This window comes from Streptomyces sp. NPDC005483, assembly GCF_040606035.1.
Lineage (GTDB): Bacteria > Actinomycetota > Actinomycetes > Streptomycetales > Streptomycetaceae > Streptomyces.
In genome coordinates, this window is sequence record NZ_JBEXEA010000013.1 from 247,466 (window position 1) to 265,364 (window position 17,899).

Consider the following 17,899-nt stretch of genomic DNA (forward strand, 5'->3'; position numbering starts at 1 on the left):
GAGCAGCACCGTTTTTTGCAGCCGGCCTGATCCGCCGGACAGACCCTAGCCCGAGGGAGCCGATCATGACCGTCGACCCGAACGCGGCCACCCAGAGCTGGCCCTCGCCCGAACCCGAGCGTGGCCCCGGCCCGGCCCGCTATCTGATCCCGGCCCTGGTCGCCGCCGCGGTGGCGGTCGCCCTGGGCGTCTACGGCAAGGTCCACGACCCGGCGGGGACCGCCTTCAACCTCGCCGGCTTCAGCAGCACCGGCGCGGTGAAGTCCTGGCTCGCGACGGTCGCGTTCTTCTTCGCGCTCGTGCAGCTCGTTTCGGCGCTGATGGTGTACGGCAAGCTGCCGGGGCCGAGCTGGTCGTCCACCCTGCACCGCTGGTCCGGCCGGGTGGCCTTCCTGGTCGCGGTGCCGGTCGCGGTGCACTGTCTGTACGCGCTGGGCTTCCAGTCCTACGAATCACGCGTTCTGTGGCACTCCCTCTTCGGCTGCTTCTTCTTCGGTGTCTTCAGTGCCAAGATGCTGCTGCTCCGTTCGGAGCGACTTCCCGGGTGGCTGCTGCCGATCGTCGGAGGGCTCGTCTTCACCGCGCTCACCGTCCTCTGGCTGACCTCGGCCCTCTGGTTCTTCCGCACCTTCGGAGTCACGACATGACGCACAGCCCGACGCGGCGCACGATCCTTCTCGCGACGGGCGCGGCCACGCTGACCGCCGGCTGCAGCGAGTACGGCGACGAGAACAGCGACTCCGGGTCCAGTTCGGTGAAGGCCGGCACGGCACTGGCGAAGACGAGCGAGATCCCGGTCGGCGGCGGGAAGATCTTCAAGGACGAGAAGGTCGTCGTCACCCAGCCGAAGGAGGGCGAGTTCAAGGCCTTCTCGAACATCTGCACCCACCAGGGCTGCCAGGTGGCCAGCGTGTCCGGCGGCACCATCAACTGCCCTTGCCACGGCAGCAAGTTCAACATCACGGACGGCTCGGTGGCCAACCCGCCGGCAAACCAGCCGCTGCCCGAGAAGCAGATCAAGGTCAGCGGCGACTCGATCGAACTCGCCTAGCGAAAAACCCGGATGGCCTCGGCGCACCGCCCGGATAGAGTCGGGCGGTGCCCGAGCTGAAGCAACTGCGTGCTGGTCACGCCCCGGCCGTCCTGGCCTTCGAGCTGGCGAACCGCGCCTACTTCGCCGCCTCGGTCTCCGACCGCGGCGACGCCTACTTCGACCGCTTCGCCGACCGGTTCAGCGCCTTGCTGGCTGAACAGGAGGCCGGCATCTGCGTTTTCCACGTGCTCATGGCCGAGGACGGTTCGGTACTGGGGCGGTTCAATCTGTACGACCTCGAGGACGGTACCGCCGTACTCGGTTACCGGGTCGCGCAGCACGTCGCCGGCCGCGGCATCGCGACCGCGACCGTTCTGGAGCTGTGCCGCCTGGCAGTGGCGCGGTACGGGCTGCGTACGCTGCGGGCGGCCACGGCCCACGAGAATGCCGCGTCCCGGAAGGTGCTGACCAAGGCCGGGTTCGTCCCGGTCGGTCCGGCCGATCCGGCCGAACTCGGCGGCAAGCCGGGCACCTGGTACCAGCACGATCTGGCACTCCAGCAGTAGCGCGCACCGGCCTGCCGGTCCATCGATCCGCCCGGTCCACGGCTGAGGCGTCAGGCGTCCCAGAGCGCCCCGAGCGTCACGAGTTCACTGCCGTACTCGATCCGGTCGGCCCACTCGACCGGCCACGCGTCCGCTCCCAGGTGGGCGCCCGCGAAGGCACCGGTCAGGCAGGCGATCGAGTCGGAGTCGCCGGAGCTGCACGCGGCCCGCCGCAGAGCTGTCAAGGGCTCCTCCGGGAACTGCAGGAAGCACAACAGCCCGGTCGCCAGGGCCTCTTCGGCGATCCAGCCGGCCCCGGTGGCCAGACAGGGGTCCTCCTCCGGCGAGGCGCCGCGCAAGGCGTCGTCGAGCCGGTCGAGGACCGTCAGGCACTCGTCCCAGCCGCGCGCGATGAACTGCCCGGGGGTCGGGTCCTGACTCCTCTCCCACAGGTCGCCGAGCCAACGCTCGTGGTAGTGGCCCCGATTCACCAGGGCGTACGACCGCAGCAGTCCGACCAGTTCACCCGGTTCGGCGCCCTGCGCGAGCAGCCGTACGGCACGCGCGGTGAGGTCGGACGCGGCGAGTGCCGTCGGGTGCCCGTGGGTGAGCGCGGACTGCAACTGGGCGGCGCCCGCGCGCTGTTCGTCACTGAGCCCGGGGACGAGTCCGACGGGCGCGACGCGCATGTTGGCGCCGCAGCCCTTGGAGCCGATCTGGCTGGCGTGCTGCCAGGGCAGATCCGTACGCTCCAGCAGGTCGCAGGCCCTCAGGCAGGTGTTGCCCGGGGCGCGGTTGTTCTCCGGGGAGCGGTTCCACGCGACGAACTCCCGCCGGACCGGCTCCGCCATCTCGGGCCCGAGAACCCCCCGGTCCATCGCCGTACGCAGCCCTCTGCCCACGGCCAGCGTCATCTGCGTGTCGTCGCTGACGACGGCCGGCGTGCGCAACTCCATCTCCCGCCACGGCCCGCACTTGGCGAGGATCGACCGCACGTCGTTGAACTCGGTCGGGAAGCCGAGGGCGTCCCCGAGGGCGAGGCCGACGAGAGTGCCGGTGGCGGCGCGTTTGGTCAGGATCGTGGTCATGCGGGGCGTCCTTCCGGGGACGGTCGGAGAAGAGGGGGGTGCAGAGTGGTGGCCGGTCCGGCGCGGTAGAGCGCGGCCGGTTTGCCGCGGCCGCCGGTCAGACGTGCGGCACCGGGGACGGCCTCGACGAAGCCGGGGGTGGCGAGCACCTTGCGGCGGAAGTTGGGCCGGTCGAGGGCGGTGCCCCAGACGGTCTCGTACACCTGCTGGAGCTCGCCGAGGGTGAACTCGGGCGGGCAGAAGGCGGTGGCGAGGCAGGTGTACTCGAGCTTGGCGCCGACGCGTTCATGGGCGTCGGCCAGGATGCGGTCGTGGTCGAAGGCGAGCGGCCCCGCCTTGTCGTACGGCACCCAGCGGGCCTCGGCCGCGTCGCTGCCGCCGTGCGGCTCGGGAGGGTCGGGGAGCAGCGCGGCGAACGCGACGGAGACGACTCGCATCCGGGGGTCGCGGTCGGGTTCGCTGTAGGTCCGCAGCTGCTCGAGATGCAGCCCGGAGAGGTCCGACAGCCCGGTCTCCTCGGCGAGTTCGCGCCGGGCCGCCGTCTCCGCGGACTCGTCCGGGTGCAGGAACCCGCCGGGCAGCGCCCACTGTCCGGCGTACGGCTCCTGTCCCCGCTCCACGAGCAGCGCGCGCAGGGCGCCTTCGGTCACGGTGAGGACGGCGAGGTCGACGGTGACGGCGAAGGGTTCGTGGGCGTACTTGTCGTAGTCCACTCACATCCGCCCCTTCATGGTCAGCATGACTAATAGTCACTACGACTATAAAGAGCGCGAGAGCTTTCCACAAGCCTTCAGAGTGGTCGGCCCAAAAAGGCGAGAAGCCGGGTCCCGGCATGCGCGCTCGACGGCACGGAGACCGGTTCGGCGAACCGCGCACCCCGGTCCTCCTCCCCCACCACGCACCGGGCGACGGACAGGAGTTCGTCCGCGAGGCCGTCCGGTATGGGCCGCGGCCGTCCACAGGACCGGCCCACGTCCCACCCGTGCACGGTGATCTCGACGGCGCCGACGGCGGCCATCACCCGCACGTCCAGCGGCCGTTCCCCCACCAGCACGCCTTCAGGCGGTCCTGCGGCCCAGGCGCCGAGCACGGCACACGCGCGGGTGCGGAAGCCGCAGACCCGGTCGGCGTGCGGGAGCAGTCCGATCCGCCCGCCGCTCAGCCCCTCGTACAGCGCGTCCAGCGAGTCGTCGAGATGCTCCAGCAACTCGCCCAGATTCCACTGGGCGCACGGGGTGCCCCTGCCGAGGTCCACACGCTGCGCCGCCGCGACTCTGCCCAGCGCGTAGGCGAGCGAGCGCTCCAACAACTCCCCCGCGCTCATGCCCGCACCCACGCCAGGACGCCACAGCAGCCCCTCGGCGGCCTCACAGGCATCTCCCGAGCCCCGAGGAGCCCGACGGCCCGCGAAGGCCGCACACGGCCCTCCAGCGCTGCCGGACCCGTCCCGCCACAGTCGGCGTTCCCCACGTTCATCCCCACTCCCTCCGTCACGGATACAGACCGAGAGGAGGACGAAAACGCATCGGCCGGCCCCGGTGGATTCCGGAACCGGCCGCACACACGCGTGTGGAGGGACTACAGGTCGACTTCCTTCATCAGCATGCCGACCTCGGTGTTGGACAGCCGCCGCAGCCAGCCCGACTTCTGGTCGCCCAGGGTGATGGGGCCGAAGGCGACCCGCACCAGCTTGTCGACCGGGAAGCCGGCCTCGGCGAGCATCCGGCGCACGATGTGCTTGCGGCCCTCGTGCAGGGTGACCTCGACGAGGTAGTTCTTGCCGGTCTGCTCGACGACCCGGAAGTGGTCCGCCTTCGCGTACCCGTCCTCCAGCTGGATGCCGTCCTTGAGCTGCTTGCCCAGGTCGCGCGGGATCGGGCCCACGATGTGCGCGAGGTAGACCTTCTTCACGCCGTACTTGGGGTGGGTCAGCCGGTGCGCCAGCTCGCCGTGGTTGGTGAGCAGGATCACGCCCTCGGTCTCGGTGTCGAGCCGTCCCACGTGGAAGAGCCGCGTCTCACGGTTGGTGACGTAGTCGCCGAGGCATTGACGGCCCTCGTTGTCCTCCATCGTCGAGACCACACCGGCGGGCTTGTTCAGCGAGAAGAACTGGTACGACTGCGTCGCCACCGTGAGGCCGTCGACCTTGACCTCGTCCTTCTCCGGGTCGACCCGCTTGCCCTGCTCCAGCACGATCTCGCCGTTGACCTCGACCCGGGCCTGCTCGATGAGCTCCTCGCAGGACCGCCGCGAGCCGTAGCCCGCGCGCGCGAGGATCTTCTGGAGCCGCTCGCCCTCCTGCTCGGCGCCCGGGAAGGTCTTCGGAGGCTTCACGTCCTTCTTGCCGGCGTACCGCTCCCGGTTGCGCTCCTCGGCCCGCGCCTCGTACTCGCGGGAGGTCGCCGGCACCCAACGGCCCCGCCCGGTGCCCTGACCCTGCTTGGGGCCGCCCTTGGCGCCGCCGCGCGCGGAGGCACCGCGCCCGGACTTGGGTCCGTCGTGGGTACCGCCGGGGCCCACGTCGTAGCGGCGCTCCTCGGGGCGGGGGTTCTTCGGCCGGCCGCCCTGCTTGTCGTCGCGGTCGTTCCCGGCACCGCGGTAGTTACCGCGACCACCGGCACTCCCCCCGCGACCACCGCTGCTCCCGCCGCGGCCGCCGCTGTTGCCACCACGGCTCCCGCCGTTGTTTCCGCTGCTGTTCCTGCCGCTGCTGCTTCGCATCAAGTTTCCGTCTAGTTGTCGTCTGTGTCCTCGGAATCCGGGGCGTCCGGATCGAACGACGGTACGGCTTCCTGGGTCTCGGCCTCGATCGCCTCCGCCTCCGGGAGGAAGGGCGCGAGCTCCGGGAGCTCGTCCAGACCGCGCAGGCCCATCCGCTCCAGGAAATAGTTCGTCGTCACGTACAGGATCGCACCTGTTTCGGGTTCCGTGCCCGCCTCCGCGACCAGACCCCTCTGGAGAAGGGTGCGCATCACACCGTCACAGTTCACTCCGCGCACCGCGGAGACCCGGCTGCGGCTGACCGGCTGGCGGTAGGCGACCACCGCCAGCGTCTCCAGCGCGGCCTGGGTGAGGCGGGCCTGCTGCCCGTCCAGGACGAACCGTTCCACGGCCGGGGCGTACGTGGCCCTGCTGTAGAAACGCCAGCCGTTGGCGACGTGCCGCAGCTCGAAGCCACGCCCCTGGGCGGCATACTCGCCCGCCAGTTCCCTGAGCGCCCTGGTGATCTGCCGCTTCGGCCGCTCCAGGATCTTCGCCAGGTGCTCCTCGGTCGCGGGCTCGTCCACGACCATCAGGACGGCCTCCAGGGCCGGCTTCAGATCGAGGTCGGCGACGCCCGGCAGTCCCGCCGGGGCCTCGGTGGTGTCCTCGCTCACGCCTTGTCCTCCTTGGGCAGCTCGGGCGGTCGGTCGAACTCGTCGGTCACCGTCGGCTCGGCCTCCCCCTCGCCGCCGGTCCACCGCACGACCAGCTCCCCGAGCGCGGTCTCCTGGTCCAGGGCCACGGCCTTCTCGCGGTACAGCTCCAGCAGTGCCAGGAAGCGCGCCACGACGGTCAGGGTGCCGTCGGCGTCCTCCACCAGCAGCCGGAAGCTGGCCTCACCGAGCTCCCTGAGCCGTGCGACCACGATCCCCGCCTGCTCCTGGACACTCACCAGGGGCGCGTGGATGTGGTCGACGTACACCTGCGGCTTGGGCTTGGGCTGCATCGCCTTCACGGCGAGCTTCGCGAACCCCTCGGGCCCGATGCTGATGACAACCTCGGGCAGCAGATCGGCGTGGTGCGGTTCGAGACCGACGGTACGGGGGTAGCGCCGGGCCTCCTCGTCGAGGCGCCGGTTGAAGATGTCGGCGATCTGCTTGTAGGCGCGGTACTGGAGCAGCCGCGCGAAGAGCAGGTCACGGGCTTCCAGAAGCGCCAGGTCGGCCTCGTCCTCCACCTGAGCGGCGGGCAGCAGCCGGGCCGCCTTGAGGTCGAGGAGGGTGGCGGCTACGACCAAGAACTCGGTCGTCTCGTCGAGATCCCAGTCCGGCCCCATGGCCCGGATGTACGCCATGAACTCGTCGGTGACCCTGGAGAGCGCAACCTCGGTGACGTCCAGTTTGTGCTTGGAGATCAGCTGGAGAAGCAGGTCGAAAGGTCCCTCGAAGTTGGCGAGCCGAACCTTGAAGACCCCGTCGGACTCGCCGCCCTCCCGGGGGCCGGCCCCGGCCTCCCCAGGGTCGGCCTCCGCGGCCCCGGCTTCCGCGGGCTCAGCCAATACGACTGCGGCTCCCGCGAGCTCGGCCTCCGCGACCTCCGCCAACACGGACTCAGCCTCGGCTACCTCAGCCAACGCGGCCCCGGCTCCGGCCGGCTCGACCTCCGCGCCCTCAACCTCCGCGGACTCGGCTGTCGCGCGTCCGAACTCCGCGACCCCAGCCGACGCGGACTCAGCCTCAGCAACCTCAGCCAAAACGGCCGCGGCCCCCGCCGGCTCGACCTCCGCGACCCCAGCAGACGCGACCTCGGTTCCCGCGGACTCGGCTTTCGCGCGCCCAATCTCCGCGACCCCAGCCTCCGCGGACCCGGCTTTAGCGCGCCCGAACTCCGCGACCGCAACCAACGCGGACTCGGCTCCCGCGGGCTCAAACTCCGCGACCTCGATCTCCGCGGCCCCAGCCGAAGCGGCCTCGGTTCCCGCGGACTCGACTCCCGCGCGCGCAGCCTCCGCGGCCTCGACCTCCGGCTCCGCCGAGACCCCCGCGGCCTCGATCTCCGCCTCCGTGACCGGCTCGACCCGCGGAGCATCGGGCTCAACCCGCGGAGCGCCCGGCCCCCGCCCCAGCACACGCCGACGGCCGGCTGCTGCACCGGTGCCGGGGGGAACGTCGTTCGAGGTCATAGCCCCCGCAGGCTACCGCTACCGCCCACGCAGCCGACGGACGAGAATGCTCGCGTCCCCGCGGGACTCCAGATCCGCCAGCACCACGGCGACCGCCTCGCGCACGATCCGTCCGCGGTCCACCGCCAGCCCGTGCTCACCCCGGAGCACGAGACGGGCGTGCTCCAGATCCATGAGCTCCTCGGCCGACACATACACGGTGATCTTCTCGTCGTGCCGCTCGCGCCCGCTGGGCCGCCGAGCCGGTGACCGGCCGCGCTTGCCACGCGGCTGCGCGCCGCCGGAGGCCTGGGCAGAACCTTCCTGCGCCTCCTGACGTCGCGCGGTGCGCTCCGCGGCGGCCGCCCGGAGACGGGACTCGCCCGCCTCCGCGGACTCGGCGTCGGCCGCCACGTGCTCGGCCCCGTCGCCGTCCCCGCCCTGTGCGGGCACGGACTGCGGCGCGTCCTCGGCCACGTCGGACTCCCCCGCGGGAGCCGGTACCCGGGCCTCGCCGTTGGCCCCCCGCCGGGGAGTGGACGCCTGGAGCGCCATTCCCCCTGTCGTACGGAACAGTTCGTCGGCCCCCGGCAGACTCACTCGGCGTGACACCGGGCGAGCACCTCCCTGGCGAGCTGGCGATAGGCGGCGGCACCGACGGAGTTGGAGGCGTACGTGGTGATCGGCTCACCGGCGACCGTGGTCTCCGGGAAGCGGACCGTGCGCCCGATGACCGTGTGGTAGACGTGGTCGTCGAACGCCTCGACCACGCGGGCCAGCACCTCACGGCTGTGCACGGTGCGCGAGTCGTACATCGTGGCGAGGATCCCGTCGAGCTCCAGCTCCGGGTTGAGCCGTTCCTGGACCTTCTCGATGGTCTCCGTCAGCAGTGCGACACCACGCAGGGCGAAGAACTCGCACTCCAGCGGCACTATCACCTTGTGCGCGGCCGTCAGGGCATTGACCGTGAGGAGACCGAGCGAGGGCTGACAGTCGATCACGATGTAGTCGTAGTCGGCCATGAGCGGCTTCAGGGCCCGCTGCAATGTCGACTCACGGGCGACCTCGGAAACCAGCTGGACCTCTGCCGCCGACAAGTCGATATTGCTCGGCAGCAGGTCCATGTTGGGGACCGCGGTCTTCAGCAGGACCTCGTCGGCCGCCATGCCCCGCTCCATGAGCAGGTTGTAGACCGTGAGGTCGAGCTCCATCGGGTTGACACCGAGACCCACCGACAGCGCGCCCTGCGGGTCGAAGTCCACGAGCAGCACGCGCCGGCCGTACTCCGCGAGCGCGGCACCCAGGTTGATGGTCGACGTGGTCTTGCCCACGCCGCCCTTCTGGTTGCACATCGCGATGATCTTCGCGGGGCCGTGGTCGGTCAGCGGGCCCGGGATCGGGAAGTACGGCAGCGGGCGTCCGGTCGGTCCCACGCGCTCACGGCGCTGGCGGGCCGCGTCGGGCGCGAGCGTGGCCGCGTACTCCGGATCCGGCTCGTACTCGGCGTCGGGGTCGTAGAAGTGCCCCTCGGGCAGTTCGTCGTAGTCGGCGAAGTGGTTGTGGGGCGCGCCACTTCCGTCGCCGGCCATGGCGTTCACGTGATGGCCATCCATGCTGTGGTGTGCTGTCCGCACGGTGCGCGGACTCTGGTGGGCTGCGAAGGTGCGCACCGCGACGGAGCCGACAGCCTCGAACCCTGCGGGGCTCTGGGCCTCGGCAGGCATTCCTGGTTGACCACCCCCGGGAGAAAATGTCGACTCATTCACAAGTCGTCTTACCTCCTTGGTGACCAGGAAACTTCTAGACAAGGTCAGCGTGGCACCATGCCGACGGTTGGCGACTCTATGGCGTGTCGGGTGCTCACAGCAACACAATCCGCCGGACCCGGCAGGATGTGTCGGCAATGAAACATCCCGCTGTCAAGGGCGTACGGCAGTCGCACGGCAGGTTTCGCCGGTGTACGAATCGGTTCAAGGGTTACGTTCGACGCGAGTTGACCGAGAGTCGCAAAGTGACCATACACACATCCGGCCGGACCTTGTGGGGCAAGGTCCGGCCGCATGTGCCTCGTTGACGCGCCTTGTTGACGTATCGCCTTTACGAAAAGGTGACTTAGCTATCGACCCAGGTCACGGACTCAGCCGAGCAGCGTCTCGAGCTCGGTGTGCTCCAGGCCGTGCGCCTCCGCGACCTCCCGGTAAGCGACCTTGCCGTCATGGGTGTTGAGACCCTTCGCCAGCGCGGGATCGCGGCGCAGCGCCTCCACCCAACCCCGGTCGGCGAGTTCGACGATGTAGGGCAGCGTCGCGTTGGTGAGCGCGTAGGTCGAGGTGTTGGGCACCGCGCCCGGCATGTTGGCGACGCAGTAGAAGACCGAGTCGTGGACCTGGAAGGTCGGTTCGGCGTGGGTGGTCGGACGCGAGTCCTCGAAGCAGCCACCCTGGTCGATGGCGATGTCGACAAGGACACTTCCGGGCTTCATCCGGGAGACGAGCTCGTTGGTGACCAGCTTCGGGGCCTTGGCGCCCGGGATGAGCACCGCGCCGATGACGAGGTCGGCGTCCAGGACGGCCTTCTCCAGCTCGAAGGCGTTGGACATGATCGCCCGGACCTTGGTGCCGAAGACCTTGTCGGCCTCGCGCAGCTTGTTGATGTCGCGATCGAGCAGCGTGACGTGGAAGCCCACGCCGACGGCGATCTGGGTGGCGTTCCAGCCGGAGACCCCGCCGCCGATGACGACGGCCCGCGCGGGCTGGGTGCCGGGGACGCCGCCGGGCAGGACACCGCGGCCGCCGACCGAGCGCATGAGGTGGTAGGCGCCGACCTGGGGGGCGAGCCGGCCCGCGACCTCGGACATCGGGGCGAGCAGCGGGAGCGCCCGGGAGGGCAGCTCGACGGTCTCGTAGGCGATCGCGGTGGTGCCCGACTCGATGAGCGCGTCGGTGCACTCCTTGGAGGCGGCCAGGTGCAGGTAGGTGAAGAGCGTCTGGTCCTTGCGGAGGCGGTGGTACTCCTCGGCGACCGGCTCCTTGACCTTCAGCAGCAGGTCGGCGGTGGCCCACACCTCGTCGGCGGTGTCCAGGATGCGGGCGCCCTCGGCGACGTACTCCTCGTCCGGGATGGAGGAGCCGACACCGGCGCCCCGCTCGATGACGACCTGGTGACCGTGGCGCACCAGCTCGTGCACACCGGCGGGGGTGATGGCCACCCGGAACTCGTTGTTCTTGACCTCGCGGGGGATGCCGACCTTCACGTGGATCACGGTCCTTGGCTCAGAGTGTGTGGGGCAATACAACACATACCCGGGCATGCGTGAGCACACCAGGAGACACCGCAGGAGAAGGTGCGGCAGAGCCAGTCTAATGAAGGTGTTCCCGCTGTCTAGCCTTTCATTGCATCAATCTTCTGCGGATGTACTACGGATTTCGCAGGCGTCAGCGTCTTGTTTCGGTTCCTCGACCTGCTCAGACCCGGATTCCTCCTGGGAAAGCTCCTCCCCCAGCAGCCGATCGGCGGCGCCGCGGTGCAGCTGGGCCGCCGCGGGATCGCCGAGGCGGTCCAGCGTGTCCGCGAGCCGCAACTGGAGCGCGGCCTGCAGCCGGACGTCCTCGGCGCGGCGTGCCCACTCCACGGCCTCTTGGCAGGTACGCAGCGACTCCTCGGGGTGTCCGGCGTACTCCTGGACACGGGCGAGTTCGCTCAACGCGCGCGCGTGGGCTGCGACATCGCCGTTCTTGCGGTGCCCGGCGAGCGCGGCCCGCCAGTTCCTGACCGCCTCTCCGTAACGGCCGGCGTAGGTGTGCGCGGTGGCGATACGGCCGTACAGCCGGGCGGCCTCCGCGCGCTCGTCCCGGGCCAGCCGCTGGGCGAGGGCCCGGCCGAACCAGTCGGCGGCCCGGTCGTAGTCCCCGAGCTCCAGATGCGCGCCGCCTACGGATTCCATCGCGCGGCCGGTCGCGTACGGGTCGTTCGCCTCGCGTCCGGCGTCCAGCGCCGCCCGGTAGCGCGCCAGCGCCTCCCGGGTCCGGCCGGTCTGGGCATCCAGGTCGGCGAGGTTCAGCAGGGCGGCGGCCTTCTCGCGGGGCAGGGCGCGCCGCTCGGCGATGTCCAGGACGAGGCCGTGGATGCCGTAGAGGTCGGGAGCGGCGGCCTTCATGCCGAAGTGGGCCACCATCGTGCGCACGAGCTGCGACATCAGGCGCCGGGCCAGGGTGTCCAGCTCCCCGTCGGCGACCGCGAGACGGGCCGCGGCGAGCAGGGCTGGCCGGCGGATGCGCAGCCAGTCCTCGGCGGCCCGGGGGGTCGGGAAGCGCACGGAACGCGGCATGCCCTGGAGCTTGTCGCGGGAGTCGGGGCTGTCGGTCTCGGTGATCGTGCGGGAGGCCTGGAGCAGCCGTACGGTCCGCTCCAGCATGCGGGCCCGGGCCAGCTGGAGCTCGGCCGGGCGGTCCTGGGTGTCGGCGAGGGCCTTGAGCAGGGGGTACAGACAGCCGGGCACCTCGTACTGCGGCAGCGGTGAGTCCACGGCGTGCAGCAGACCGAGCGCGACGAAGTCGTCCAGGGTCGAGCGGGCCCCGCTCACCGAGCAGCCGGCGAGCGCCGAGGCGGTGTGCGGGTCGATGAGGCCGGCCGGGGCGAGGGAGAGCAGGCGCAGGGTCCGGGCGGCCGGGTCGGGCAGGGACGTGTAGACGAGCTTGAAGACCCGGCTGAGCGGGCTCCCCTCGTCACTCTCCGTATGCAGGTGCTTGGCCAGATCGGCGACGGCCGCCTTGGGGCGGGCGGCGAGCCAGCCCCCCGCCAGCATCAGCGCGGCGGCGTGGCCCTGGCACTCCTCGACGAGCCCCTCGGCGGCACGGGGGTCGACGGTGATGCGGACCGACCCGGTGTGCCGGGACAGCAGCTCCAGCGCGGACTTGGTGTCGAGCCCGCCGAGGGTGCACGGACGGACGTCCGCGATTCCGGTCAGCGGACCTCCCGACACGGCCACGACCAGGCACTCCGGGGCATCCGGAAGCAGGGCGTCCACCTGTTCCGCGGTCACCGCGTCGTCGAGCAGAACCAGCGCACGCCGATCGGCGAGGGCCTCGCGCAGCACCGCCGTGAGGTCGTCCTCGGCGGCTCCGGCGGGCGCCTGCACGCCCAGCACGGTGAGCAGTTCCCGTGCGGCGTCCCCGATCGGTACGGGGGTGCCGTCGGGCTCGCTCAACCGGGCGCGCAGCACCCCGTCGTAACGGTCAGCGACCGCCCGGACGAGTTCCTCGGCGAGTGCGGTCCGGCCGGACCCGGGGCGCCCCGCGATGAGCAGCACGCGCGCGCGGGGTGCCTTCCTACCGGAGAGCGTGTCGAGTCCCGCCCGCTCGATGTCGGCCCGCAGCTCCTTCAACTCCCGCGTCCGCCCCAGGAACCGGCCCTCGCCGGACAGCCGTACGCCGCCTGCGTCCACCGCCTGATCCGTCACGGGCCACACTCCCGTCCCACCGCACGCGCAAAGCCCGCCGGTGACCCCGGTTCGGGCTTTTAAGAGCCTAGTTCACGCTGTGCAACGTTCCTGGCGGAGCGCGGCGGTGAGGACTGAAGAGTCCCTCGATCGGATCAACGGATCATAGGATCGCCGGTCTCGGCAGTACCGCCAGGGGCGCGGGGAACTGCGCGACCACCCACATCGGACCCGCATCCCGCGACGATCCGACACGACTACGGCGCTACCCGCATCGGCATCAGCCCTCGAACGGCCGCGCAGGCCACTCCGCCTCAGCCGACCGCAACCCGTCCAACCCGCCGGAGGCACGCGCGGCGACCAACGACAGGACCCCCACCACCAGGCAGGCGTTATGAAGTTCCCCCGCCAGCGCCCCCCGCACAAGCTCGGGCACGGGCACACGCGCGTACTCCAGGTCGATCTCCTCGTGCTCGACCTCGAAGCGCTCGCCGTCGGCCTCGGAGAGCCCCCGGGCGAGGAAGATCCGGATCGCCTCGTCGCAGCCCCCCGGCGACGTGTAGACGTCCGTCAGCACCCGCCAGTCCTCCGCCTTGACGTGCGCCTCCTCGTACAGCTCCCGCTGAGCCGCGTGCAGCGGGTTCTCACCCGGCACGTCGAGGAGCCCCGCGGGGATCTCCCACAGCTTCTGCCGTACGGGGTGCCGGTACTGCCGGATGAGCAGGACCCGGTCCTCGTCGTCGAGGGCGAGGACGGCCACGGAACCCGGGTGGACCTGGTAGTCGCGGCCGACCACCGACCCGTCGGGCATGACCACCTCGTCCGTGCGGACGGAGGTCTTGTTGCCCACGAAGGGGGTCTTCGTCGCCCGGATCTCCCACTCTTCCGGGGTGTCCTTGATCGTCATGCCCTGTCCTTCCCCACCTGCGCAAAAGAAGCCGGGACGCCCGCCCTTTGAATGCGCGCGCCCCGGCCACCGTACAACTGTCGTGCTACTTGGAACTCTGCCGCTCGACCGCCGCCTTCACCAGGCCGGCGAACAGCGGGTGCGGCCTGGTCGGACGCGAGCGCAGCTCGGGGTGGGCCTGCGTGGCGACCAGGTACGGGTGGACGTCGCGCGGGTACTCGACGTACTCGACGAGCTTGCCGTCCGGCGAGGTGCCGGAGAACAGGATGCCCGCCTTCTTCTCCAGCTCCGCGCGATAGGCGTTGTTCACCTCGTAGCGGTGCCGGTGCCGCTCCTCGACGTACTCCTTGCCGTCGTACACCTCGCGGACGATGGAGCCCTCGGCGAGCTTGGCCGGGTACATGCCGAGCCGCATGGTGCCGCCCATGTCGCCCTCACCGGCGACGATGTCGAGCTGCTCGGCCATGGTGGAGATGACCGGGTGGCCGGTGGCCGAGTCGAACTCGGTGGAGTTGGCGTCCGGGATGTCGGCGAGGTTGCGCGCGGCCTCGATCACGATGCACTGCAGGCCCAGGCAGAGACCGAGCAGCGGGATCTTGTTCTCGCGGGCGTACTTGATCGCGCCCACCTTGCCGAGCACGCCGCGGTCGCCGAAGCCGCCCGGGATGCAGATGCCGTCCACGTCACCGAGCTGCGCCGCGGCGCCGGCCGGCGTCTTGCAGTCGTCCGAGGTGACCCACTTGATCTTGACGCGGGCCTTGTTGGCGAAACCGCCCGCGCGCAGCGCCTCGGTGACCGAGAGGTAGGCGTCGGGCAGGTCGATGTACTTGCCGACCAGGGCGAGGGTGATCTCGTGGTCGGGGTTGTGGACGCGGTCGAGCAGGTCGTCCCAGGTCGTCCAGTCCACGTCCCGGAACGGCAGGTCCAGCTTGCGGACGACATAGGCGTCCAGGCCCTCGCCGTGCACGGTCTTCGGGATGTCGTAGATCGACCGGGCGTCGGGACAGGCCACCACGGCGGCCTCGTCGACGTCGCACATCAGCGAGATCTTGCGCTTGATCGCGGTCGGCACCTCGCGGTCGCAGCGCAGCACGATGGCGTCCGGCTGGATACCGATGTTCCGAAGGGCCGCAACCGAGTGCTGGGTCGGCTTCGTCTTCAGCTCACCCGAGGGGCCGATGTACGGCAGGAGCGAGATATGGACGACGAAGACGTTGTCACGGCCGACCTCGTGGCGGACCTGGCGGACCGTCTCCAGGAACGGCAGCGACTCGATGTCGCCGACCGTGCCGCCGACCTCGGTGATGACGACGTCGACCTCGTCGGTCGCCATGCGGCGGATGCGGTGCTTGATCTCGTTGGTGATGTGCGGGATGACCTGGACGGTGTCGCCCAGGTACTCGCCGCGCCGCTCCTTGGCGATCACCGTGTTGTAGACCTGGCCGGTGGTGACGTTTGCGGAGCCGTCGAGGTCACGGTCGAGGAAACGCTCGTAGTGGCCGATGTCCAGGTCGGTCTCGGCGCCGTCGTTGGTGACGAACACCTCACCGTGCTGGAAGGGGTTCATCGTGCCCGGGTCGACGTTGAGGTACGGGTCGAGCTTCTGCATCACGACGCGCAGGCCCCGCGCCTTGAGCAGCATGCCGAGGCTGGAGGCCGTCAGTCCCTTGCCGAGCGAGGAGGCGACACCCCCAGTGACGAAGATGTGCTTGGTCGTCGTGGCTGTGCTGTTTCGAAAAGCAGCGGTCATGGCCAAGAGGGGGCTCCCGTGGTCGCGATCTGGAGGTGCGGTTCGGGGGTCAGGCGCCCACCGGTCCACGGGCTACCAGGGTATCAGCGCCTCGGGGAGATGGCTTCCGGCCACGCTCCGCGCACACTCCGACACGGACCCGCACGAGCGCCCCCGTTTCTCACCCGTTGCTCACCCGTTCGGCTCAGCCGCGTTGCCCGGAGCGGCACACAGATCATCTACGTGCGTCGTATCCTGCTCGGACACTCACTGCCGAGCCCGGCCGGAAACGCGGGACCACCCCCACCCGTAGGCCCCGGAACAACGAGAGCTCGTCAGTTCGTTGAGCAACAGTTGTCGTTTTGCCTCACAGCAGCAGGACTGTTTTGCTTCACCGCTCAACGACGCATTACAACGACCCCCTTGACCGCACCAAGCGACAGCCCCCTTTTTCCCTGAGGGGGTGACGTGGCCGTTCGACTGGAGTTGCACGTGGCCGGGCGCATCGAAGACTACGCACTCATCGGAGACATGCAGACCGCAGCCCTGGTCTGCCGGGACGGCACGGTGGACTGGCTGTGCCTGCCCCGCTTCGACTCGCATGCCATCTTCGCCGGCCTGCTGGGCACCGAGGAGCACGGTTTCTGGCGGCTCGGCCCCGCGCACGCGGCCGACGCCGAGCCACCCACCGCGGCCCGGCGCACCTACCGCGGCGACTCCCTGATCCTGGAATCGGAGTGGGACACCTCACGCGGCACGGTCCGGGTGACCGATTTCATGCCCCCGCGTGACGGCGCCCCGCAGCTGATCCGGATCGTGGAGGGCGTCTCGGGCCGCGTGCCCATGCGCTCGGCCCTGCGAATGCGTTTCTCGTACGGCCGTGTCGTCCCGTGGGTCCACAAGCACGAGGGGCGCACGGTCGCCGTGGCGGGCCCGGACTCGGTGTGGTTCGACACCGACTGCGAGACGTACGGCAAGTCCCTGACGACGTACTCGGACTTCACGGTCGCCCCGGGTGACCGGATCGCGTTCACGATCTCGTGGGAGCCCTCGCACAAGCAGCCGCCGGCGCTGCCGGAACCGGAGCAGGCGCTGGAGGCGACGGAGGACTTCTGGCGCGAGTGGGTCGAGCACTGTACGTACCACGGCCCCTACCGCGAGGCCGTCATCCGCTCGCTGATCACCCTCAAGGCGCTGACGTACGCCCCCACCGGCGGCATCGTGGCGGCCCCGACGACCTCACTGCCCGAGGACATCGGCGGCGTCCGCAACTGGGACTACCGCTACACCTGGCTGCGCGACGCGGCCATCACCCTCTCCTCGCTGCTGCGCACCGGTTACCGCGAGGAGGCCCGCGCCTGGCGGGAGTGGCTGCTCAGGGCGGTCGCCGGCGACCCCGAGAACCTCCAGATCATGTACGGCATCGCGGGCGAACGGGAACTGGGCGAGGCGGAGCTGGACTGGCTGCCCGGTTACGAGAACTCCGCGCCGGTCCGGGTCGGCAACGGCGCCGCGCACCAGCTCCAGCTGGACGTGTACGGCGAGGTCACCGAGGCCCTGCACCTGGCCCACATGACGGGCCTGTCGCGCAACGACTACGCCTCCCTGCTCCAGCTCAAGCTGATCCGCTACCTGGAGCAGCACTGGGACGAGCCGGACGAGGGCATCTGGGAGGTGCGCGGCCCGCGCCGGCACTTCGTGCACTCCAAGGTGATGGCCTGGGTCGCCGTGGACCGCACGATCAAGCTCATCGAGTCCGGGGACGCGGACGGCCCGCTGGAGAAGTGGCGCGAGCTGCGCGACGACATCCACCGGGACGTGTGTGAGAAGGGTTACGACAAGGAGCGCAACACCTTCACGCAGTCGTACGGCTCGAAGGAGCTGGACGCCTCCCTGCTGCTGATCCCGCAGATGGGCTTCCTGCCGCCGGACGACAAGCGGGTGATCGGCACCATTGAGGCCATCCAGCGCGAGCTGTCCACACCGGACGGCTTCATCCTGCGCTACCCGACCTCCGGCGGCGACGAGAACGTCGACGGCCTCCCCGGCGACGAAGGGGCCTTCCTGGCCTGCTCGTTCTGGATGGCGGACGACCTCGCGATGATCGGCCGGGTGGACGAGGCGAGAAAGCTCTTCGAGAAGCTTCTCTCGCTCCGCAACGACCTCGGTCTGCTCGCCGAGGAGTGGGACCCGCGCCTCAAGCGCCAGGTGGGCAACTTCCCCCAGGCCTTCAGCCACGTCCCACTCATCGACACGGCCCTGCGTCTGACGGCGTCGGGGGCGTACGGGGGCTGAT

At 70.2% G+C, this 17,899-nt stretch carries 16 protein-coding genes; 4 read left to right on the plus strand and 12 right to left on the minus strand.

From position 1 onward, the window contains the following. Positions 1 to 65 precede the first annotated feature (65 nt). Genes ABZT06_RS25695 through ABZT06_RS25705 form a run of 3 tightly spaced genes read left to right on the plus strand, consistent with a single transcriptional unit; the run spans position 66 to position 1,599 of the window. Positions 66 to 647, plus strand: a complete 582-nt coding sequence (locus ABZT06_RS25695) for a DUF6529 family protein (RefSeq protein WP_355745261.1) — start codon at positions 66 to 68, stop codon at positions 645 to 647. Next, complete coding sequence (locus tag ABZT06_RS25700; protein WP_355745264.1) at positions 644 to 1,051, plus strand: Rieske (2Fe-2S) protein; 408 nt, start codon at positions 644 to 646, stop codon at positions 1,049 to 1,051. Before ABZT06_RS25695 ends, ABZT06_RS25700 begins: the two co-directional genes overlap by 4 nt. A gap of 47 nt (positions 1,052 to 1,098) precedes the next feature. After that, positions 1,099 to 1,599: a GNAT family N-acetyltransferase gene (locus ABZT06_RS25705; protein WP_355745267.1), complete on the plus strand. Its 501-nt coding sequence runs from the start codon at positions 1,099 to 1,101 to the stop codon at positions 1,597 to 1,599. A gap of 50 nt (positions 1,600 to 1,649) precedes the next feature. On the opposite strand, the gene ABZT06_RS25710 is transcribed toward ABZT06_RS25705, so the two are convergent. The 12 genes from ABZT06_RS25710 to ABZT06_RS25765 all read right to left on the minus strand — a co-directional run bounded on the left by ABZT06_RS25710 (position 1,650) and on the right by ABZT06_RS25765 (position 15,624). Next, on the minus strand, positions 1,650 to 2,666 hold the full coding sequence (locus ABZT06_RS25710) for an ADP-ribosylglycohydrolase family protein (protein ID WP_355745270.1): 1,017 nt from the start codon (positions 2,664 to 2,666) through the stop codon (positions 1,650 to 1,652). Then, positions 2,663 to 3,379 carry an NUDIX domain-containing protein gene (locus ABZT06_RS25715; RefSeq protein ID WP_355745273.1) on the minus strand — a complete coding sequence of 239 codons (717 nt, stop codon included), beginning with the start codon at positions 3,377 to 3,379 and terminating at the stop codon, positions 2,663 to 2,665. The genes ABZT06_RS25710 and ABZT06_RS25715 overlap by 4 nt, the downstream gene beginning before the upstream one ends. A 77-nt stretch (positions 3,380 to 3,456) precedes the next feature. Continuing rightward, positions 3,457 to 3,990, minus strand: a complete 534-nt coding sequence (locus ABZT06_RS25720) for a TIGR03086 family metal-binding protein (protein WP_355745276.1) — start codon at positions 3,988 to 3,990, stop codon at positions 3,457 to 3,459. A 254-nt stretch (positions 3,991 to 4,244) separates the two neighbouring features. Next, positions 4,245 to 5,387, minus strand: coding sequence for a pseudouridine synthase (locus ABZT06_RS25725; protein WP_355745279.1), 1,143 nt, complete (start codon positions 5,385 to 5,387; stop codon positions 4,245 to 4,247). An 11-nt stretch (positions 5,388 to 5,398) separates the two neighbouring features. Next, positions 5,399 to 6,043, minus strand: coding sequence for an SMC-Scp complex subunit ScpB (gene scpB, locus ABZT06_RS25730; protein WP_355745282.1), 645 nt, complete (start codon positions 6,041 to 6,043; stop codon positions 5,399 to 5,401). Beyond that, entirely contained in the window at positions 6,040 to 6,975 is a 936-nt protein-coding gene (locus ABZT06_RS25735) for a segregation/condensation protein A (protein ID WP_355745285.1), read from the minus strand. The genes scpB and ABZT06_RS25735 overlap by 4 nt, the downstream gene beginning before the upstream one ends. Before the next feature lie 594 nt (positions 6,976 to 7,569). Continuing rightward, positions 7,570 to 8,142, minus strand: a complete 573-nt coding sequence (locus ABZT06_RS25740) for a hypothetical protein (protein ID WP_355745288.1) — start codon at positions 8,140 to 8,142, stop codon at positions 7,570 to 7,572. Then, the gene (locus tag ABZT06_RS25745) at positions 8,127 to 9,254 is read right to left on the minus strand and encodes a ParA family protein (RefSeq protein ID WP_355745291.1); all 1,128 of its coding nucleotides are present in this window, start codon (positions 9,252 to 9,254) and stop codon (positions 8,127 to 8,129) included. Before ABZT06_RS25745 ends, ABZT06_RS25740 begins: the two co-directional genes overlap by 16 nt. A gap of 413 nt (positions 9,255 to 9,667) precedes the next feature. After that, the gene (gene ald / locus ABZT06_RS25750) at positions 9,668 to 10,783 is read right to left on the minus strand and encodes an alanine dehydrogenase (RefSeq protein ID WP_355745338.1); all 1,116 of its coding nucleotides are present in this window, start codon (positions 10,781 to 10,783) and stop codon (positions 9,668 to 9,670) included. A gap of 144 nt (positions 10,784 to 10,927) precedes the next feature. After that, a complete protein-coding gene (locus tag ABZT06_RS25755) occupies positions 10,928 to 12,988 on the minus strand; it encodes a tetratricopeptide repeat protein (RefSeq protein WP_355745293.1) in 2,061 nt (686 codons plus the stop codon). Between the two features lie 259 nt (positions 12,989 to 13,247). Then, the gene (locus ABZT06_RS25760; RefSeq protein ID WP_355745296.1) at positions 13,248 to 13,874 is read right to left on the minus strand and encodes an NUDIX hydrolase; all 627 of its coding nucleotides are present in this window, start codon (positions 13,872 to 13,874) and stop codon (positions 13,248 to 13,250) included. A gap of 85 nt (positions 13,875 to 13,959) precedes the next feature. Beyond that, positions 13,960 to 15,624: a CTP synthase gene (locus ABZT06_RS25765; RefSeq protein WP_053851663.1), complete on the minus strand. Its 1,665-nt coding sequence runs from the start codon at positions 15,622 to 15,624 to the stop codon at positions 13,960 to 13,962. A gap of 471 nt (positions 15,625 to 16,095) precedes the next feature. Between ABZT06_RS25765 and ABZT06_RS25770 the strand changes: the two genes are divergently transcribed. Then, complete coding sequence (locus ABZT06_RS25770) at positions 16,096 to 17,898, plus strand: glycoside hydrolase family 15 protein (RefSeq protein WP_355745341.1); 1,803 nt, start codon at positions 16,096 to 16,098, stop codon at positions 17,896 to 17,898. Position 17,899 lies beyond the last annotated feature (1 nt).